The following is a 20,270-nucleotide window of genomic DNA, read 5'->3' on the forward strand; positions in this document are numbered from 1 at the left end:
TGCCGAGAGGTTTAGCCTGCTATCGAAGCCCAAGAAAACTTCATAATGAATGCTCCGCACCATAGCGGAGCGCATCTAAACGTTCCACGGAGTTCGGAATGAGAAGTCTTATTTATATTGAGCGATTATTTAACCGCTTTAGCGATTTCCTCGGATGGTTATCCAGCATCCTGTTTATTTTGTTGTTAGCAAACGTTGTGTACGACGTTGTCATGCGTTACGTGTTTAATGATGTGTCTATCGCATTCCAAGAAATGGAATGGCATCTATTCTCTGCCGTGTTCTTGCTTGGTGTGCCTTACGCAATTAAGTCCGGTGGCCATGTTCGCGTCGACATTTTTTATGAACGCTTATCTTACAAAGCACAATCCATCATCGACATCATAGGCACACTATTTTTCTTATTCCCTTTTTGCCTACTGGTAGCTTGGTTTGGTATTGATTTCGCCAAGGAAAGTTACGCGTTAGGCGAGACGTCTGGTGACCCAGGTGGCTTACCATATCGTTGGATTATCAAAGCGATGATTCCGCTGTCATTTTTCTTTATGGCGGTGAGTGGTATTGGATTGTTACTTCATTCAATCAACAAAATTGTCAACCCTCATCTCATCTATGCCGGTAATAACGGTAAGTCGTAAAAGGAAGTCATTATGATCGGTATAGTGATGTTTTTTGTTGCGCTCTTTGCGCTTCTATTGGGATTTCCCGTTGCCTTTACTTTTGGTGGTATCGCGCTGATTTTTGGTGTTTGGGCTGAAGGCATCGAGATGTTTGCTTTTATGCCATATCGAATTCAGTCCATTATGGAAAATACGGTGCTAATGGCCGTACCGCTGTTCGTTTTTATGGGGCTAGTGCTACAGAAAACCAAGCTTGCTGAACAGCTACTAGAATCAATGGGGCGTTTGTTCGGTGGCGTTCGCGGTGGTATCGCTATTTCTACCGTGTTAGTTGGCGCATTGCTTGCAGCTTCAACGGGTGTGGTAGGCGCATCAGTTGTTGCGATGGGCTTAATATCTCTTCCTGTGATGCTCAAGTACAATTACGACAAAGGTTTAGCGTGTGGGACTATTTGTGCGTCTGGCACGTTGGGCCAAATTATCCCACCTTCTATCGTGTTGATCTTGTTGGGTGATGTACTTGGCGTACCGGTAGGGGACCTATTTCAAGCTGCGATCTGGCCCGGTATTACACTTGTTGGCGCCTATGTGATCTACATTCTCATCTACGCGAAGTTGAACCCTCAAGCCGCACAGGCGATAGAGCGTGATGAGTCGATCAGTCGTAAACAAGAAGTGCTCACCGCACTGAAAGCTGTATTGCCACCTTTAGCATTGATCATCGTGGTATTGGGCTCCATCTTTGCAGGGATTGCAACACCAACAGAGTCAGCGGCACTGGGCGGTGCAGGTGCGATTATTTTATCGCTATTGTATAAACAGTTTAGTTGGTCGATGATTTATGATGCATCAAAAGAGACAGTTAAGGTAACCGCAATGGTCTTTGCGATCTTACTTGGTGCGACCGCCTTCTCAATGGCATTTACCTACACCGGTGGTGATTATTTAGTTGAAGAGTGGATGTTAGAACTGCCGGGTGAAAAGTGGGGATTCCTTATTATTACCATGGTGGTGATTCTGATTTTAGGTTTCTTTATCGACTTCGTTGAAATCTGTTTTATCATCGTGCCAATTATTGCGCCAGTCGCTGAATTGATGGGCATTAATATGACGTGGTTTGCGATTCTTATTGCGATGAACTTGCAGACGTCGTTCCTCACACCGCCATTTGGCTTTAGTTTGTTCTATCTAAAAGGTGTCGCTCCAGCAGGGGTTACTACGCGAGATATCTACAAAGGTGTGATGCCGTTCATCGCGATTCAGATTGTTGTGTTGGCGTCTTTGCTGTTTTTCCCAGGTTTTTACGGTATGAGTTAATCACTCGATAATAAAGAGATTTTGTGAACTGAGAGTTTTTACCTTTTGAGACAAGTTGTTAAGCTGTTAATTATGTCTATGCAGACACAATCGATTCGTTTGTACTGCTAAGATAGTAAGCTGTAAAGGCAGCGTTTCATGGAGGGAAGGGATGCCTCTCAAAGCAAAGTTAATTCTGCTGACACTGATACCCGTGGTATTGGTGTCAGCGAGTATCAGCTGGATCTCTATCTATCAAACTAAGACCCTTGGCAAAAGGGAGGTGGAGATCTTTCATCAAAACCTGATCCAATCAAAAGAAGCGGCGCTGAAAGATACGGTCGACGTCGCTTTTGACTCCATTTCTTACATCTACAACGATCCGACTTTAGAAGAGAGTGCTGCCAAAACGCGTGTGAAAGCGATTTTAAATCGTTTGAGTTATGGGTCGGACGGCTATTTTTTTGCTTATGATAAATATGGTACCAACCTTGTACACCCAGTTCTTCCGGAGCTTGTCGGGGAAAACTTACTCTATCTTGAAGACGAAAATGGCGATCGCTTAATCGAAGCTCTATTGTATCAAGCGCAATCCGGTGGTGGATTTCATCAGTACCTGTGGCAAAAGCCATCTACGGGTGAAGTTGTCCCTAAGCTTAGTTACGCTGCATGGCTCGATAAGTGGGAATGGATGATAGGGACTGGGCTGTATATTGAGGATGTAAGCCGAGAAGTCGCCAATATGCGCGCGGCGGTGAACAAAAATATCGAAACGACATTTTTCTCAGTCGTCGTGATCTTAGCGGTGACCGTTGCTGTAATCATTGTTCTCACTCTGGCGATCAATCTGCACGAGCATCGCCTCGCTGATAAGAACCTGAAAGAATTGGCACATAAAACCGTGATGTTCCAAGAAGATGAGAAAAAGCATTTAGCGCGAGAACTGCATGATGGAATCAATCAGTTGTTAGTCTCCAGTAAATGTCATTTAGACTTAATGAGTCATAGACTGGAAGACGAAAAACTCAAATCCCACTTAGATAAATCACAACGATCGCTCGTCACCGCGATAAATGAGGTGCGGCATATTTCTCATCAGCTCCGTCCAAGCGCCCTCGATGATATCGGTTTAGAAGCAGCACTGACGACCTTGCTACAGGATTTTCATTCCCATTCCGGGATTGATATCGAGAGCAATTTCGATACTCAGCAGCACAAACTGACTTCGGAAGTCGCAACGACGCTATATCGCGTCGCTCAGGAGTCTTTGAATAACATTGAAAAACATGCGCGAGCGAAAAAAGTAACAGTTACTTTGCAAAAAATGGGCAATATGCTGCAATTACTCATACGTGATGATGGCGTTGGATTTGTGGTTAACCAAGCAGTGCACCAACAAGGGATTGGGTTAAGGAACATGCAAGAGCGTGTAGAGTTCATCGGTGGTGAATTTGAGCTAATGAGTGAGCTTGGCTTGGGAACAGAGATTACCGTGCTGCTTAATTTGGATGAAATAGTTTATGGATAAACCGATTAGTGTAGTGATTGTCGATGATCATCAAGTGGTGTTGGATGGCTTCATGGCTCGTTTGGAGTTAGAGCCTGACATCGAAGTGGTGGGTACAGCAAGTAATGGTTTGGAAGCGATAGAGGTCGCAAAGCACTTGCAACCGGATGTCATATTGATGGATATCAGCATGCCTATAATGAACGGTATTGAAGCGACTGGTGTAATTAAAGAAGCGCGCCCAGAGAGCAAAATACTTATGTTGACCATGCACGATAATCGCGAATACATCATGAAGGTTATGCAAGCTGGTGCCGTAGGATATATGCTCAAGGAAATCTCGGCCGAGAAAATGGTGCAAGCAATAAAAACGGTGAACCAAGGCTCGACGTATTTCTGTGAATCCGTCACACAAACACTCTTTACCCAAGAAGTGGTGCCTGCCACGCAAAAAACGAATCCTCTCAGCCGCAGGGAAGAAGCGGTACTTAAATTAGTTGCTCAAGGAAACAGCAGCAAAAAAATCGCCACTTTACTCAATATTAGTTATCGAACGGTAGAGACGCATCGCCATAACATTAAGCACAAGTTGGACTTACATTCGACGGCAGAGTTAGCAAAATATGCGTTTGAAACTGGCTTGACTGAGTAGGAGAGTAGTGCCCGCAAAAAGCGAGCACGTGGGAGCGAAACTAATCGGCTTTGGTAATGCTACCAAGCTCTAGCATTGGAGCAACATCGATGTCCTCTGCATTCATCATCGTCGAGATGCGTTGAACGGAAGATAGTAGAAGGGATTGCTCCCATTCTTCCAATTTTTGGAATCGATTAATGAAGTGCTCTTGCAGCGGCGTTGGTGCTTGTTTTAAGGCTTCTTGGCCCTTGCTCGTAAGTACAGCATGCACTTTACGCTTGTCTTGAACACTGCGCTGACGCTCAACAAACTGGCCTCGTTCTAGTCTATCTAGAATGGTCGTTGCGGTCGCTTGGCTCATGTTAGTGTGGCTAGACAACTGTTTAATCGTCACGTTATCTAAGTCATTGATAGCGCGCATCAAAATCAACTGTGGAGCAGTCAATCCAGACTCTTTGCTCAGCTTTTTAGAATGTAAATCAATAGCGCGGATGATCTGACGAATCGAGACCAATACTTCTTCGTACTTTTCCAATTTATTCATCCAGTCTGTAGGGAACATTTATCGAGGCGACACTAACTTAAATGCGCCCTTATTTAAAGGGGGGAAATCAAAAATTACCCCTACAATTTTACGCCGTGTCCTCAATACCATTTTGTCGCGCCTTTTCGACAAAATAAGAAGAGCTAAAATTATTATAGCAATAAATGTTTGTGGTCTAACTATTGTAGTAGTGATTTGTTCTATCAAAGGCCGTAACCACACAGTGAAAAGTAAGTTATTGGATTTTTTAATAGCAAAAAGATAGACAAAAACGTGTCAAATGATAGGATCTTGCGCCTTCACGGAATGCAAAACGTATCGTGTTCGAAAGATTTTTTTGTTTGGTACGTAAAAACACTACAAAAATAGAGAGGAACGATGACAAAGGGTATAGATAAGTACAGTATCGATAGTACCGACTATACGGTAGGTCAGGACAACGTTCAAAAATGGGGTTTTGATGTTCATAACCCAGTTTTTGGTATTAGTGCAGGTTTAATTGCGCTGTTTCTTGTCGCTGCATTAGTTCTAGATGCACATACCGCAAAGACGGCACTTGATGGGCTGAAGTGGAAAATTATTGGTTCATTCGATTGGTTGTTCATTATTGCAGGTAACATTTTCGTTATTTTCTGTTTGGCGCTTATCGTCTCACCAATGGGTAAGATTCGACTAGGTGGTAAAGACGCTGTTGCCGATTACTCGTTTATGTCATGGCTTGCAATGCTATTTGCAGCTGGTATGGGTATCGGTTTAATGTTCTGGAGTGTTGCAGAACCTGTCGCTTACTTCACCGGTTGGTATGAAACGCCACTTGGTGTTGAGGCAAATACACCAGAAGCCGCGAGATTGGCACTGGGTGCAACGATGTTCCACTGGGGCCTTCACCCATGGGCAATTTACGGTGTTGTAGCACTTTCTTTAGCATTCTTTGCCTACAACAAAGGTTTACCGCTATCTATGCGTTCGATCTTCTACCCACTTCTGGGTGATCGTGCATGGGGTTGGGCTGGCCACATTGTGGACATTCTGGCTGTGCTTGCGACTTTATTTGGTCTTGCTACATCCCTAGGTCTAGGTGCGCAGCAAGCAGCAAGTGGTATTCATCACGTATTTGGTGTTGAGCCAGGCCTAGGTCTGCAAATCGTCGTTATTACCGTGGTGACTTTACTTGCTGTTGTTTCAGTCGTACGCGGCATCGATGGTGGTGTTAAAGTCATTAGTAACATCAACATGGTTGTGGCGTTCTTGCTACTTCTCCTTGTTGGTCTTATCGGTTGGGCGGCGAGCCTAGGTTCGATTCCAACCACACTTATGGCATATGTAGAGAATATCATCCCACTAAGTAACCCGTTTGGTCGTACGGACGAAGCTTGGTTCCAAGGCTGGACAGTGTTCTACTGGGCTTGGTGGATTTCATGGTCGCCATTCGTAGGCATGTTCATCGCGCGTGTTTCTCGTGGCCGTACCGTTCGCGAGTTCATCACAGCAGTTCTACTGGTTCCAACTGCGGTTACCGTTGTTTGGATGTCTGTATTTGGTGGCCTGGCGATCGAGCAAGTTGTTGATAAAGTAGGTGAGCTGGGCACAAATGGCTTGACTGACGTATCTCTCGCTATGTTCCAAATGTTTGATGTTCTTCCATTTGGTAGCATGCTTTCTATCATCGCTGTTGTGTTGGTACTTGTGTTCTTCATTACGTCTTCTGACTCTGGTTCACTTGTTATCGACAGTATCACGGCAGGTGGTAAAGTTGATGCACCTGTACTTCAACGTGTCTTCTGGGCATTCATGGAAGGTGCAATTGCGGTTGCTCTGCTATGGATTGGTGGCTCCGAGGCGGTTCAAGCTCTTCAGGCTGGTGCCATTTCTACAGCACTGCCATTTACCTTCATTCTGCTTGCAATGTGTGTGAGCTTATTGATGGGTATGAGAACAGAGCGTCAGTAATTCGGCATTTTATAAAACCGTTTGACTAACAATCAATCAAAAGGCCAGCAATTTGCTGGCTTTTTTTGTGCGGTTTTTATGACGCTCGAGACAAAAAAATGACACATGAAAGTTCATATTTTACAAAGAGTTAATGTGCTATTTTGTTTTTTAAAAATTAGTGAATAGTCGTAAAAAAGTGTGTAATATTCATGCACCTTAACTGTTCTCCCAACTCAAAAAACTATAAATATGAAATTATCATTAAAACAAAAGCTTATAGGCGCAAGCCTTTCTGCTGTTGTTGTGATGGCAACAGCACTTACTTGGTTGTCGGCTGGTCAATTATTTGATCAGACTCGTTCAGGTGTCTATTCACGTGCGCAAAGTCTTAGTACTACTGCGTCAGAGGGAATTTCTGATTGGGTCAATATCCGTAAAGATATTGCCACTGCGTTCAACGACTACTCGACCGAGCAAGACGTTGTTCCTTTCCTACAACAAGCTCGCAAGGCTGGTGGCTTCGATGACATCTTCCTTGGTACACCAAACGGTGATATGTACCGCTCTCATCCGGAGCGTAACCGTGCTGATTATGACCCTCGCACACGTCCTTGGTACAAGGATGCTGATGCAGCGGGTAAGCAAATCATCACAGCCGCATATCAAGACGCAATCACGAATGCACTACTTGTGACCATTGCTGAGCCAGTAATGAAAAATGGTCAGTTTGTTGGTGTTGTTGGTGCGGATGTACTGATCGATCAGCTTATCAGCGATGTGATTAACTTAGATGCAGGTGAAAACGCGCATGCGATGCTAATCGACATGAATGAAGGCACCTTTTTAGCGCATCCAGATAAAAGCTTGACGCTTAAGCCTATCACCAGTGTTCTAAAAGATTTTTCAGAAGAGGCAATTGAGCGTGCCGCCGATGAAGGTCGTATCGAAGATACGGTAATCAAAGGAAAAGAGAAGCTTTACTACTTCAATAAAGTTCCTGGCACGCATTGGATGTTTGCGATTGAAATGGATCGCGCAACAGAAGAAGCAGGTCATGCGGTATTGCTACGAGATCTATTGTTCACTGCTGTGGCGATCACGATTGTGGTTATTCTTGCAGTTTCTTGGCTAGTTGGTTTCTTGTTCCGTGACTTGAACCGCGTATCAAATGCACTGGAAGAAATTGCATCTGGCGAAGGTGACTTAACGCAACGCCTAGAGCCACGCAGTGATGATGAAGTAGGTAAACTGGCGGAAAACTTCAACCGTTTTGTTGGCAACATGCACACAATGGTTACTAAGCTTAGCCACGTATCTTCTGCGCTTTCAGAGCAAGCACGCACGACAGCACAGCAAGCTGAGGAGCGTAGTCAGCGTATCTCTTACCAGCAAGATGAAATCAACATGGTGGCGACGGCCGTGAACGAAATGGCAGCAGCGACACAAGAAATTGCAGGTAATGCTGATAGCACGGCAAGTAACTCAGAAGAAGCGGTTCAAGCTTGTTCACACGGTTCAAGCCAAGTAACTCAAACGCAAGGCTCTATTCAGAACTTAGCGCAAGAAGTTCAAGTTGCTACTGATGTGATTCAAGAGCTAGAAGCACACGGAAATAGCATCAATACGATTCTATCAACGATTCAAGGCATTGCAGAGCAAACGAACCTACTTGCACTTAACGCGGCGATCGAAGCGGCACGTGCAGGTGAGCAAGGCCGTGGTTTTGCTGTGGTTGCAGATGAAGTCCGCGTATTGAGCCAACGTACTCATGCTTCAACGCAAGAGATTCAAGAAACTATCGAGATGCTACAAGGCACAACGGCCAAAGCGGTCGGTATTATGGGTGACAGTCGTCGTCTAGCTGATACCAGTGTTGATGATGCCAATGCGGCTGCAGCGAGCTTGACGCAAATCCACACTGCTGTTGAGCGTATCAGTGATATGGCAACGCAGATTGCTTCAGCAGCAGAAGAGCAAGCATCGGTAACCACTGAGATCACTCGTAACACTGAAGGTATTCGTGACGTGTCTAACGAGTTGTCAGTCGAAGCTCATCAAGCAGCAGAACAAGCTGCTCACCTGTCTGAGCTATCACACGAACTTGAACAAGAGATTCAACGCTTTAAGCTGTAATCTTGTCTCAACCTAAGTAAAAAGGAGCCATCTGGCTCCTTTTTTGATCGCTATTAAGCGTGAAATACATTACAGCCAGAACTCACTGATGGGTTGCTCTTCACTGTAATGATGGGCGATTTGCGCTTGCAGCAGCTCTGCGGTAGCAATTGCGTCGGTTAATGCATGGTGAGGCGTATAGTCTGGCAGCCCATAACGGCGTCGAGATTGCGCTAGCCTAACCGATTCTGGTTTTTTCCCTTTTAGACGCTCCCAGAGAGAGCCTGAACGTTTCTGTTGAATCGTTTCTTCAAGGTGCAGCGTATCTAAAACAGGAAACTCAATACCTTCCCCTAAACGGCTTTTGAGCGCTTTATCCAGAAACTCTCTCTCGATACGACGGTAATGAACAACAATGATTTTCCCGCTTAAGCATGGTAGCAGCTCGCTTAAGATATCGCCTAAGTCAGGCGCATCGATCAATTCGCTGTGAGTAATACCGTGTATAATGACTGAGTCTTCATCGAGTGCACGCTGTGGACGTACCTTCCAATGACGCGAGTTACGTAGGAAAATTCGCTTCAGGTTAAACGGCACCAAACCAATAGTAATGATGTCATGTTTTTCAGGATTCAAACCCGTCGTTTCGAAATCTAACGCCACGAACTCCACCTCAGATAACGGTGTTTCTGGAGCAGGCGGCTTGTTGCTATAGAACGCAATTAAATTCTCATCCTTCGCCATCTCCAGCTTTTGTTCAAACTTCGTTGGCCACTGAATGGTTGGCTTCTGAAAGAGCTTTTTAATCATGCTAAACCTCACTTAAAGCTCTTGTTCGCTTGGTAGCGGAACTTAAGGAAATTTTGACCATTGCTTAGGATCTGGAATGCATCCTTTAGGTTGCGACGTTCAAACTCAGAGAGGTTTTCCGGTTCGATATTGTTATCAGGCTCAATGCCTAGTTCCACATCCGTCGCTTGGTGACGAATACGTACCATGGAAATAAATTCTAACGCGTCTTTTAAGTCTTGTGCTCGACCTTTTGGCAAAATGCCAGCATCAATAATGTCGTCAAGACGCTCAAACGAGTTCTGTGCACGTGAACCAACCGCCAGAGAGTGAACACGAATTAAGTCGACCAGAGGAGCAGTACCGCGACGTTTGAGGTTGATGGAGTTGTTGTGTCTGCCATCTTTTTCCATCACGAAGTCTTTAAAGAAGCCCAGAGGTGGTGTTCTGTTTAGTGCGTTACGAGCCAAACACGCTAAGAAGCGGTTGTTCTTTCGAGCGCGACGAACAATAAAGCTAGTTAACTGTTCTGCCCATTTTAAGCGGCCATAGACGCCATCCAAGTCGAAAAAGATGGAGGCGTTGAGTAGTGCTTTCGGGTTCGGGTTATCAATCCAGTCAGCAAAACACTCTTCCCACTCTGAACGAGTCATGCGCCATAGTGGGTTGGTTGCCATAATATCACCTGTGCAATATTTGTAGCCACAGGCATCTAACCCATCGCTGACGTATTTTGCTAGGGCTTCGAAGTATTTACCATGTTTCTCTTCTTGATAAGTCTCATCTAGAATGATGGCGTTATCTTGGTCAGTCACCAACAGTTGCTCATCTCGCCCCATTGAGCCAAGTGCAAGGAAACAATAAGGAATTGGCGGTGGACCAAGCTCTTCTTCTGCCATTTCTAGCAGACGCTGTTTGAAGCTTCGGCCAATGACCGACATCGCGCTACCCACCATGTGAGAGTTGGCATCTTCATTGACCAGACGCACGAAGCTGCTTTTCACTTCTTCGGCAACAACTGCTAAATCTTCGATAGTCTGTTGTTGGAAAATACTACTCACCAACAACAACGAATTCTGAGATTCATAACGAACAATGTCGGTTGTTTCGATAATACCGATTGGTAATTGGTTTTTTACCACTGGTAGGTGATGTACGTTGTAACGCAGCATCGTTAACATTGCTTCATAGATGTAAGCGTTGTGGTCAAGAGACATGACCTCCGTGGTCATCACACTGGACACATCGTCCTGTGGGGACAAACCTTCAGCTAACACACGGGTACACAAGTCACGGTCAGTAATGATACCAAGTACTGGGGACTGTGGATCGTCTTCGTCACGAACGAAATCTGGGTCGACGATAAGTAAAGCCGATACGTTGTCATTCGCCATTTGCTGCGCGGCTTGCTGGATTGTCTGACCACGATCAATCGTATGAGCATCGCCAGTCAGCAAGGTTTTCACTTTCGACGTCGTCAGGTCATTGGCGTCTTTGTTTTCTGAAATGGCTTGGCGTAAACGAGCGCTATTTTCAACTTCAACAAAATCCGCAAAGGAATCAAAGTTATCGTAAATTTCTTGGAAAATGTCACCAGGAATACAGTAGAGCAGGGTATCCTCAATGGCTTTTACCGGAAAGCGGACTTTGTTATTGGTGAGCATGCCCATCTGGCCAAATAGGTCACCTTCGTCAAGGCGATTATACAGCTCACCTTTGCGTCGATAAACTTCAACAACACCGCTTCGCACCACGTATAAATCTTGGATATAGTCTCCAAAATGGATGATGGGGGTATCTTCTCGGTAGTACGAGATTTCGACACTCTCTGTCACCTTGTTTAGTGTTTCTTCAGGGAGTTCATTGAACGGGGGATACTTGGCGAGAAAGTTGTAAATCTCGAGAAGTTCTGCATCCATCGAAGGCGCCTTTTAGTTCGCAAATAATAAAGTAATCTTAACTTAGTTTTAAAACAGAGTCTTATCTGAACCGCGATTTTCGTGCTCAGTCATAAGATTCTGACATATCGCACGATAAGGGAGCTTCATTTTTACTACTATATGGTCACCTCAATTGAAAAAGACGTCGTCGATATGTTTTCTTCGTGATGACTGATTAGATCTTTGGCTGTTTCAGATCGTTATCACGTCTTTAGATTAAGCTATTCTTCTTGAGCCAAGTAGCTCAGGCGATGGAATACAGTGTTTAGATAATTCTCATGAAAGGAAGTCGAATGGTGAGAAATTTATTGCTTGTTTCTTTAGCTGCTTTGCCGGCGATATCAAGCGCAGCGGTCATGGACCAAGCAGAAAAATTTGGGTACGAACACATTCATTTGGATGTTGGTGCCGGAACGACAAACGAAGAATGGTTAGATAACTCTAATGCGACCACAGTTGGACTCGGTGGTAACTATTTGTTTACTGAGAACTGGTTGTTTAATGTTGATTACTCAGCGCAGTTTTTCCATCCGGATGATTTTACTCTTCGCATTGACCGCCTTTTGTTTGGTGGTGGTTACCGTTATGGAGTTACAGAGCAATTCGATATCTACGGGCTATATGGAATAGGCGCAATCAAAGCGAAAGCGACGGACGACAAAACGGATAATACGTTGTCTTCCGATAGCGAATTGATTCAAGCTGTAACTGTTGGGGTGAATTACTTGCTCAGTGAAAAGCTTATTGCGACAGCTGAAGTGGAGTTGAACCGTAGTGATATCGTTGATGAGAACAATTTTAAGATCGGTCTTAACTACCAATGGCATAAAGTCATCGGCACTGGTCTTTTTTATCAGTTTAGAGATACTGATTACAGCGGTGAAAGCTCAGATTACGTCAATGAAGTAGGGCTGAGTTTGAAGTTTGTCTACTAGATCGGACGGGTTCGTTTTTGGCGTTAAGTTAAAACAAAAAAGGTCAGCTTATGCTGACCTTTCCTTTTAATAAAGTATGCGACAGTCGATTATAAAACCGCTGCAATGCCTTTACATAGAGGGCCCATATTTGACTTCGTCATACCAGCAACACTGATTCGGCCAGAACCGACAATGTAAATACCGAACTCTTCTTTAAGGCGGTTAACTTGCTCTTTAGAAAGACCAGAGAAAGAGAACATACCATTTTGACGTTCGATGAAACTAAAGTCTGCGTCCACACCCTCTGCTTTTAGTGTCGCTACAAACAGTTCACGCATTTCTTGAATGCGGTCACGCATTTCTGCTACTTCAGCTTCCCATTCCGCACGCATTTCGGCGTTGCCAAGAATGTGAGTCACGACAGCGCTGCCGTGTGCAGGTGGGTTAGAGTAGATAGAGCGAATAATGGCTTTAACTTGAGAAAAAGCGGTTGTTGCGACTTCTTCTGACTCAGCTACTAACGTGAAGGCACCTACGCGTTCATTGTATAGGCCAAAGTTTTTCGAGAAAGAGCTCGCGACTAGGATTTCTTTGTTGTATTTAGCAAAAGTACGAAGACCTGCAGCATCTTCTTCCACACCTTTAGCAAAGCCTTGGTAGGCGAAGTCGAACAGAGGAAGCAATTTCTTCTCTGCGACAAGTTTCGCCAATGTTTCCCATTCTTCAGCCGTAGGATCGATCCCTGTAGGGTTGTGACAGCAGCCGTGTAGAAGCACGATGTCGCCTTCAGATGCAGATTGCAGATCATTTAGCATCGCATCGAAGTCTTTGTCTTTTGTTTCAGCATTGTAGTAGCTGTATTGTGCCGTTTCGATACCAGCAGCAGTAAATACGCCGTTGTGGTTCGCCCATGTTGGGTTGCTGATCCAGATCTTTACATCGCCTAGTTGACGTTTAATAAACTCGCCGGCAACACGTAGTGCACCAGTACCACCCGGAGCTTGAGCTGTTTTAGCGCGTTTTTCGTTTACAATTTCTGCATCAGAGCCGAAAAGCAGTTTTTGCACTGCAATGCCGTACTCTGCTGTGCCTTCGATGGTTAGGTAAGATTTGGTTTTTTCAGTTTCAACAAGTGCTGCTTCAGCTTTCTTTACTGTCGCAAGAACGGGAGTTTCGCCTTGCTCGTTTTTGTAAATACCTACGCCAAGGTTAATTTTGTCTGCGCGAGCATCTTTTTTAAACTCTTCAGTAAGGCCAAGAATAGGGTCAGCCGGAGCGGCAACTACTTTTTCAAACATAATCTTCATCCATGTTAATCGAAGGGGTGTGCTAACATTTATACCTTTCAGCAATATTGGTTACAACCGTTACTGAAAAGAAAACCTAAAAAAGTTGCGATTTGAAACAGAATTCTAACATAACTAAAGTTTTTGCCATGAAAACGTTTGGTAGGCACAGAGTTTGAAGGGCATTTATGCCATGGTTGGAGAAGTTTTGCACACATCCCAATCGTTTCAATTCAGTGCTTTGCGTTAACACGTTTATAATTGTCTAGTGAGGATTTGTTGAGACAAAAACGCCCCACCAAAGGTGGAGCGTTTACTGTTAGAAGTATGGATATCGGTTGGGGTTATTTCTTCAGATTGATTTCCGACTCAACCGCATTGGTTTCGATGTCAGGGTTAGAAGAAAGCTTTTCAGTCGCCCAGTCATTCATATGCTTTAAGATCGCTTTTAACGCGTGCTTTTCGGTTGGTACTTCTGTCTTTTCAACTTCAAGTTTTTGCTTCGGATGCGTACCCGTCGCATCTTCCGCAACGTGTAACCAATCTGGGTGCCAGTAATAAGGTTGGCCGGAAGGAGAGCTCCAAGAATGTACGCCGTTGGATTCACCTTTGTATTTAATATCTTCTTCGTTGTATTTCGCCATTATTGTTTTCTCTCATAATCCATGAGTTGAGGTGTGCATCACCATTACTATTTAAATGTAACAGATGTAATGAAAATTAATGTGATAACAATCGACTTATTTTGCCCTTTGAACGCTATAGAAGATGCGTACTTCTCATTCAGAAGAATTTACTATTTGGCAGGTTTTAGCTTTATTTGTGTTTAAAGCATACAACGATGGATTCGCCTACCTAATGCTATTCTTGAACGGTGATAGAGCCTAAACTACTCGTCATTCAAGTGTTTGAGAATCGCCGCTTTTGCATGCTCTTCTGTCGCTGTTTCTCCATCAGGGAGTTCAAGGTCAGCCTTTTTGTGTTCACCCAAAGCATCTTCAGCGATATGCAGCCAATCAGGATGCCAATAATAAGGGGTGGTACTGCCAGGATGGTCCCAACTATGTACACCTTTATGTTTTCCGTGATACGAGAGATCGTCCATTGTAAAAACTTTCATCGCTTCCTCCTGATTTAAAGACCGTAGCTCGAAGTGAGTTTAACGAACTCAGTCCAACGTAAAACCTTGGCTTTTAGGTATTGCAAAGATGTGAGGCAATATGTGTGTAACAGTCAAAGTATGGGATATAAACGCTCACTTCGTGGCTGAAATATCTATTATAAGCTTGATAAATTACGTTGCTAAATTGAATACTCCCATATCAGAATGCTGGCGCGAAGTATGCTATGGTGCGGCTGTAAGTGAAATGAGGGAAACATGAACCGATACCGTCAACTGGCTGAGCTGTTCAAAACGCAGATTCAGCAAAATACTTGGAGAGCAGGGGAAAAGCTGCCATCAGTGCGTGTAACAAGCCGAAACCATTCTGTCAGCGCAGGTACGGTATTACAAGCTTATCAGCTGCTCGAAGCACAAGGTTGGGTCGCAGCGAAACCTCAGTCTGGATACTTTGTGACTGCGGAGTTGGACCGCTTCGAACCGAGTTCTCCAGCCACTTCCGTTTATCGCTCCAGCATCAACGATGAACTTTACGACTACCTCAAAAATCAGGCCTCATCGAATGCGGTGAAGTTTGGCTCCGCGTTTCCAGACCCAGCATTGTTCCCATTAGAAGCGCTAAACCGCAACCTAGCCAGCTCAGGCAGGAAGATGGGGGCAGAGACGTTATTGGATAACTTGCCGCCGGGCTGTGAGTCTCTACGCCGTTTGATTGCTCAACGGTACATCCAACAAGGTATGGTGTTTACCCATGATGATATTGTCGTTACTTCTGGCGCATTAGAAGCATTGAATTTGAGCCTTCAGGCCGTGACCCAGCCTGGAGATACTGTTGTAGTTGAATCACCGACGTTTTATGGCGCACTTCAAGCGATTGAACGTTTAGGTCTAAAGGCGATAGAAATAACGGTGGATCCGTTAACTGGACATTCAGTGGATCAAATTGAAGCGACTTTTGCCGGCAATGAGGTTCGCGCATGTTGGTTAATGACTAACTTTCACAATCCAACAGGAACCTTATTAAGTGACGGGCAGAAGCAACGTATCGTCGAACTGGCTGACAAATACGATGTGTACTTGATCGAAGATGATGTGTATTCAGAGCTTTATTTTTCTGAAAAAAAGCCAAGCTCACTTAAAGCTTTTGATACACAAGAGCGCGTGTTGCATTGTGGATCATTTTCAAAAAGCCTTTGCCCTGGCTATAGGCTGGGCTGGGTGGTAAACAAACGCTTCAATGAGCAACTTCAAAAGCTGCAACTTATCTCGACGTTGTCAGGCAGTGCACCAATCCAGCAGGGTATCGCGCATTACTTGCAAAACGATAGTTATGATAGCCATCTTAGAAAACTGCGAAAGAATCTTGAGCAGCGGCAATTGGCGTTTATTGAACTGGTTGATAAGTACTTTCCCCAATCGATTCGTTACACGCAACCGGAAGGCGGCTATTTTCTTTGGATAGAACTGCCGAAAACAAAGTGCGGAAAAGCGATTTATCAGAAGTTATTGGAAGCGAACATCACTGTAGCATTTGGTCAGTTGTTTTCTATCGCTCCAAATTATGAGAACTACCTGAGGCTTAATACATCGTTACCTGTAAATGATGAATTAGAACAAGCCGTGAAGACGGTCGGAGAATTACTTCATTAGCCAACTGTTTACCTGTTTTTTGCTCAAACTGTATCAGTGGACGATACCGAAGCTGTGTTTCAATCATGGGCAGACAACCATTTAGGTTAGGAGCCGTAATGAAAAAGCAGTTGGTAAAGCATGAACTTAGGTTGATGGGTGTTGCTATTTTTAGCGCATTTTTGTTGGTGTTTGCACACTTGATATTGGCGAAATCTTTCTCTCATATGGTTTGGACGGAATACACTGCTGCCGTTATCCCATTTGTGATGTTTGGCTTGTGTGTGGTTGGAGTAAAATACGCAGCGCGAGCAGATGAGGATGACGACGAAAATAACAACTAGAGTGCATACACCGGTTGCTAGAAAATCATTCGTACAAATAAAAGACCTCCACATGGGAGGTCTTTTTAATTCGATATCACTAAAAAGTGATTAGAAGTTCGCAGAGCGAGGAGTACGTGGGAATGGGATCACGTCACGAACGTTGCCCATACCAGTGACGTAAGATACTAGGCGCTCAAAGCCTAGACCGAAGCCTGCGTGTGGCACTGTACCGTATTTACGTAGGTCGCGGTACCAGCTCATGTGTTCAGGATCGATACCCACTTCACGCATACGTGCATCTAGAATGTCTAGGCGCTCTTCACGCTGAGAACCACCGATGATTTCGCCGATGCCCGGTGCTAGAACGTCCATCGCTGCAACTGTTTTACCGTCATCGTTAGCACGCATGTAGAATGCTTTAATGTCTTTCGGGTAGTTCTTAACGATTACAGGTGCTTTAAAGTGTTCTTCAGCAAGGAAACGCTCGTGCTCAGAAGACATATCGATACCCCATTCAACTGGGAACTCGAACTCACGACCTGAATCAAGAAGGATCTGGATTGCGTCAGTGTAGTCAACTTGCGCGAAGTCAGAAGAAACGAACTGCTCTAGACGAGTGATTGCTTCTTTATCGATGCGTTGAGCGAAGAACTCAAGGTCATCACGACACTCTGCAAGCACCGCTTTAAACACGTACTTGAGCATGTCTTCAGCCAGTTTCGCTACATCATCCAGTTCTGCGAACGCAACTTCAGGCTCAACCATCCAGAATTCTGCTAGGTGGCGGCTTGTGTTTGAGTTTTCAGCACGGAAAGTAGGGCCGAAAGTGTAAACTTTGCTTAGTGCACAAGCGTAAGCTTCTGCGTTTAGCTGACCAGATACTGTTAGGAACGTCTCTTTACCGAAGAAGTCTTCGTTGTAGTCCACTTTACCAGCGTCAGTGCGAGGAAGGTTTTCCATGTCTAGCGTAGATACGCGGAACATTTCACCAGCGCCTTCAGCATCTGAAGCCGTGATCAACGGCGCAGATACCCAGAAGTAACCTTGCTCGTGGTAGAAGCGGTGGATTGCTTGAGATAGGCAGTTACGTACACGTGCTACTGCACCGATTACGTTTGTGCGCGGACGTAGGTGCGCAACTTCACGTAGGTACTCGATTGAGTGACGAGTTTTTGCCATTGGGTAAGTTTCAGCATCTTCAACCCAACCAACCACTTTAACGTCAGTGGCAGCAAGTTCGAAGTCTTGACCCTTTGCAGGAGATTCAACAATCTTACCAGTTACTTCAACAGAGCAGCCAGTCGTTAGCTTTAATACTTCCTCTTCGTAATTATTAAGATTATTTGGGACCACGGCCTGAATCGGGTCGAAACAAGAGCCGTCATATATGGCAAGGAAAGAGATTCCAGCTTTGGAATCACGACGTGAACGGATCCAGCCACGAACAGTCACTTCGCTGTCTACTGCTAGCTGACCTTTCAATACGTCTGATACAGGCGCGTAAGTCATGTTTTCAATATTCTCCATTGAGGTAAAAATTCAACTCAACGCTTACTTAAAGTACTTGTCTAATAACATTTTTGTTCAAAAAACAAGCTAAGCGCTGAGTTGGGTAGCATTTTACAGATTCAACGAGACATATTACCTGTCAATTCGCTCGCATCAACCTTTATATTCGTTTTGATGGGGAGAATCTCTCTATTTATTCACTCTTTGGTGCTCTGAAAGTGTGAATTGGTTTAGTAATTGCTCTAAACGTTCGGATAGATGCTCTAAATCAACACTAATATCACGCGTGTGTGATGCTGATTGCGATGTGTCGTTAGCATGCAGTGTGATCACATCTATTTTAGATTGAATATGCTGACTTACATCAGATGTGGTTTGCGTCTGGTTTTGGATATCTTCTGCATGTCTGAGCACTTGGCGCATTTCGTCAACAACGTTATGCATTGTGGCTGATAGTGCCTCGACATCGACAGAGCGTTGATGAGCAAACTGGCAGACGGTATCAACAGAAGTTAATGACTCTTCACTTCCTTGCTGGAATTGAGAAATGATATGTTCAATATTACCAGTGGCTTCAGCCGTCCTAGAAGCCAGGTTACGCACTTCTTCCGCGACGACCGCAAAACCGCGTCCTTGCTCTCCGGCTCGGGCGGCTTCAATAGCAGCATTCAACGCGAGCAGATTGGTTTGTTCTGCAATACCCTTAATAACCACAAGAATGGACGACACTTCTTCGGTTCTTTGGTTTAGAGAGCTGATTTTTTCCCGTACGGTATCAATGTTACTTACTAGTTGTTTGATGTCTTCACTTACATTGTGTGCTTGGCTTGCACTATGAGTGGCGACATCAACGGTGTGATTGACCAAAACAGTAGCGTTGTTAGTCGAGTCCTCAACAGCAGTTTGTTGCTGCAGCATATCGGTGATATTGCTTTGTACTTCGCTGGTCTCTAGCTGTTGGTTATTGGCCGCTTTATCTGTGGACTGCGCGACAGCAGTTAGTTTACTCGCGGAGTCGGCAAGTGAGTGAGAGGTGTCTTGCACACGTTCTAAGCTTTCGGAGACCGTGTCCATGAATGAATTGATGGCTGTAGAAAGTTGGCCCACTTCATCCTGTTGGTGATGCATCAGTCGTTGAGATAGATCTTTACTATGGCTCACATTCGACATGAATTTCGACGTTCTTTGAATTGGTCGTACAATGATTTTTTGAATCAAACTCATCGTTATGATGAAGCCCACAAATGCGATTACGGCCATTATTCCCATCGCAAACATTGCCTGTTTACTGATCATTGAATTGACATGATTCATGTTGTATTCCAAGCGAATCGCGCCCAACACTTCTCCTGCTGGTGCAACGTGGCAAGAAACGCAGTTGGTGCCACGGTAATTTTCGCTCGATTTCATTGGTAGCGCGACTACTAACCCTTTGCCCCAATCGGCTGAGATTGGTTCAATCACCAGTTCACCATTCAACGCTCGTTGATCAATATCATCGACAGGCTGCTGGTTTTGTTGCCCAGGTCCGTAAAGTTTGGTCACAGTATCAGCTCGCAACACGCGAACTGCTTCAATGCCTTCTTGGGCCAGGGATTTTTGACGTAAGGTCTCTTTTTGCGACATGGTGCCCGTAAGCATCATCATATTTAGGCTATCGAAATAATTACTAGCCTTATCATGGAGTTGTTCACTAAGAACATCATTGATTAAGGTTTTTTGTTGATGGTATTGGTAAGCCGTAGAGGCAGCTAGAACGCAGCTGAAGACAGCAATTAACGCCAGTAAGAGCTTAAAAGTGATAGTTGAGCGCATAAATTTATAAGTGTAATTGGAACGAACTGCACAATACTAATGTGCACAAATGCGCACTGCGAACAACGAAATGAATGATTGTGACCCCACACATGTTGGGGATATGTAATTGTGATGTGAGTGCTGTGTAATCAAATGTTTGGCGCGTGACAAAAATACGACGCCGAGACAAAAGTTTTGATTACTTGCGCTGAGAGCCCTCCACGTTTTGTTGCGTTTGTATTTAGTAAAGTTGAACCAAAACATACGTCATTTTTGAGAGCAGCACATGTAATCACGCGTAATTTTGGCATA

The 20,270-nt window shown here is 44.6% G+C and carries 17 protein-coding genes; 9 read left to right on the forward strand and 8 right to left on the reverse strand.

Features of this window, described 5'->3' with window-relative positions; genetic code table 11:
• The first annotated feature begins 98 nt into the window (after nt 1-98).
• From MTF70_RS21580 to MTF70_RS21595, 4 genes are all read left to right on the forward strand, one after another.
• Nucleotides 99-638: a TRAP transporter small permease subunit gene (locus MTF70_RS21580; RefSeq protein ID WP_005376869.1), complete on the forward strand. Its 540-nt coding sequence runs from the start codon at nt 99-101 to the stop codon at nt 636-638.
• A 12-nt stretch (nt 639-650) separates the two neighbouring features.
• The gene (locus MTF70_RS21585; RefSeq protein ID WP_005376871.1) at nt 651-1,937 is read left to right on the forward strand and encodes a TRAP transporter large permease subunit; all 1,287 of its coding nucleotides are present in this window, start codon (nt 651-653) and stop codon (nt 1,935-1,937) included.
• 151 nt (nt 1,938-2,088) lie between these two features.
• Nucleotides 2,089-3,444 carry a cache domain-containing protein gene (locus MTF70_RS21590; RefSeq protein WP_205461184.1) on the forward strand — a complete coding sequence of 452 codons (1,356 nt, stop codon included), beginning with the start codon at nt 2,089-2,091 and terminating at the stop codon, nt 3,442-3,444.
• Nucleotides 3,437-4,075, forward strand: coding sequence for a response regulator transcription factor (locus MTF70_RS21595; RefSeq protein WP_005376875.1), 639 nt, complete (start codon nt 3,437-3,439; stop codon nt 4,073-4,075). The genes MTF70_RS21590 and MTF70_RS21595 overlap by 8 nt, the downstream gene beginning before the upstream one ends.
• A gap of 40 nt (nt 4,076-4,115) precedes the next feature.
• Here MTF70_RS21595 and MTF70_RS21600 read toward each other — a convergent pair whose 3' ends face one another.
• A complete protein-coding gene (locus MTF70_RS21600; RefSeq protein ID WP_005376877.1) occupies nt 4,116-4,592 on the reverse strand; it encodes a MarR family transcriptional regulator in 477 nt (158 codons plus the stop codon).
• Nucleotides 4,593-4,979: 387 nt separating this feature from the next.
• On the opposite strand from MTF70_RS21600, the gene MTF70_RS21605 reads away from it, so the two are divergent.
• Together MTF70_RS21605 and MTF70_RS21610 are read left to right on the forward strand one after the other, a co-directional pair.
• Nucleotides 4,980-6,551 carry a BCCT family transporter gene (locus tag MTF70_RS21605; RefSeq protein ID WP_005376879.1) on the forward strand — a complete coding sequence of 524 codons (1,572 nt, stop codon included), beginning with the start codon at nt 4,980-4,982 and terminating at the stop codon, nt 6,549-6,551.
• Between the two features lie 231 nt (nt 6,552-6,782).
• Nucleotides 6,783-8,666 (forward strand): methyl-accepting chemotaxis protein, encoded by a 1,884-nt coding sequence (locus tag MTF70_RS21610; RefSeq protein ID WP_005376880.1) that lies wholly within the window; start codon nt 6,783-6,785, stop codon nt 8,664-8,666.
• Between the two features lie 69 nt (nt 8,667-8,735).
• Here MTF70_RS21610 and MTF70_RS21615 read toward each other — a convergent pair whose 3' ends face one another.
• Nucleotides 8,736-9,455 (reverse strand): 3'-5' exonuclease, encoded by a 720-nt coding sequence (locus MTF70_RS21615; RefSeq protein WP_005376881.1) that lies wholly within the window; start codon nt 9,453-9,455, stop codon nt 8,736-8,738.
• Nucleotides 9,456-9,463: 8 nt separating this feature from the next.
• Complete coding sequence (locus MTF70_RS21620) at nt 9,464-11,353, reverse strand: DUF294 nucleotidyltransferase-like domain-containing protein (RefSeq protein WP_033905640.1); 1,890 nt, start codon at nt 11,351-11,353, stop codon at nt 9,464-9,466.
• Between the two features lie 314 nt (nt 11,354-11,667).
• On the opposite strand from MTF70_RS21620, the gene MTF70_RS21625 reads away from it, so the two are divergent.
• On the forward strand, nt 11,668-12,309 hold the full coding sequence (locus MTF70_RS21625; RefSeq protein ID WP_017820457.1) for an outer membrane beta-barrel protein: 642 nt from the start codon (nt 11,668-11,670) through the stop codon (nt 12,307-12,309).
• A gap of 89 nt (nt 12,310-12,398) precedes the next feature.
• On the opposite strand, the gene MTF70_RS21630 is transcribed toward MTF70_RS21625, so the two are convergent.
• From MTF70_RS21630 to MTF70_RS21640, 3 genes are all read right to left on the reverse strand, one after another.
• Complete coding sequence (locus MTF70_RS21630) at nt 12,399-13,589, reverse strand: amino acid aminotransferase (protein WP_017636105.1); 1,191 nt, start codon at nt 13,587-13,589, stop codon at nt 12,399-12,401.
• Between the two features lie 332 nt (nt 13,590-13,921).
• Nucleotides 13,922-14,221 carry a hypothetical protein gene (locus MTF70_RS21635; protein ID WP_005376885.1) on the reverse strand — a complete coding sequence of 100 codons (300 nt, stop codon included), beginning with the start codon at nt 14,219-14,221 and terminating at the stop codon, nt 13,922-13,924.
• Between the two features lie 245 nt (nt 14,222-14,466).
• Entirely contained in the window at nt 14,467-14,697 is a 231-nt protein-coding gene (locus tag MTF70_RS21640) for a hypothetical protein (protein ID WP_205461185.1), read from the reverse strand.
• A 258-nt stretch (nt 14,698-14,955) separates the two neighbouring features.
• Here MTF70_RS21640 and MTF70_RS21645 point away from each other — a divergent pair, with 258 nt between their 5' ends.
• On the forward strand, nt 14,956-16,347 hold the full coding sequence (locus MTF70_RS21645) for a PLP-dependent aminotransferase family protein (RefSeq protein WP_205461186.1): 1,392 nt from the start codon (nt 14,956-14,958) through the stop codon (nt 16,345-16,347).
• A 98-nt stretch (nt 16,348-16,445) separates the two neighbouring features.
• Complete coding sequence (locus tag MTF70_RS21650) at nt 16,446-16,670, forward strand: hypothetical protein (RefSeq protein WP_017636102.1); 225 nt, start codon at nt 16,446-16,448, stop codon at nt 16,668-16,670.
• A 90-nt stretch (nt 16,671-16,760) separates the two neighbouring features.
• Here MTF70_RS21650 and asnS read toward each other — a convergent pair whose 3' ends face one another.
• Nucleotides 16,761-18,161 (reverse strand): asparagine--tRNA ligase, encoded by a 1,401-nt coding sequence (gene asnS, locus MTF70_RS21655; protein WP_025767293.1) that lies wholly within the window; start codon nt 18,159-18,161, stop codon nt 16,761-16,763.
• A gap of 189 nt (nt 18,162-18,350) precedes the next feature.
• Nucleotides 18,351-19,976 (reverse strand): methyl-accepting chemotaxis protein, encoded by a 1,626-nt coding sequence (locus MTF70_RS21660; protein WP_205461187.1) that lies wholly within the window; start codon nt 19,974-19,976, stop codon nt 18,351-18,353.
• Nucleotides 19,977-20,270: the final 294 nt, after the last annotated feature.

The sequence above is a fragment of the Vibrio sp. 2CM40D genome, assembly GCF_023161825.1.
Lineage (GTDB): Bacteria > Pseudomonadota > Gammaproteobacteria > Enterobacterales > Vibrionaceae > Vibrio > Vibrio alginolyticus.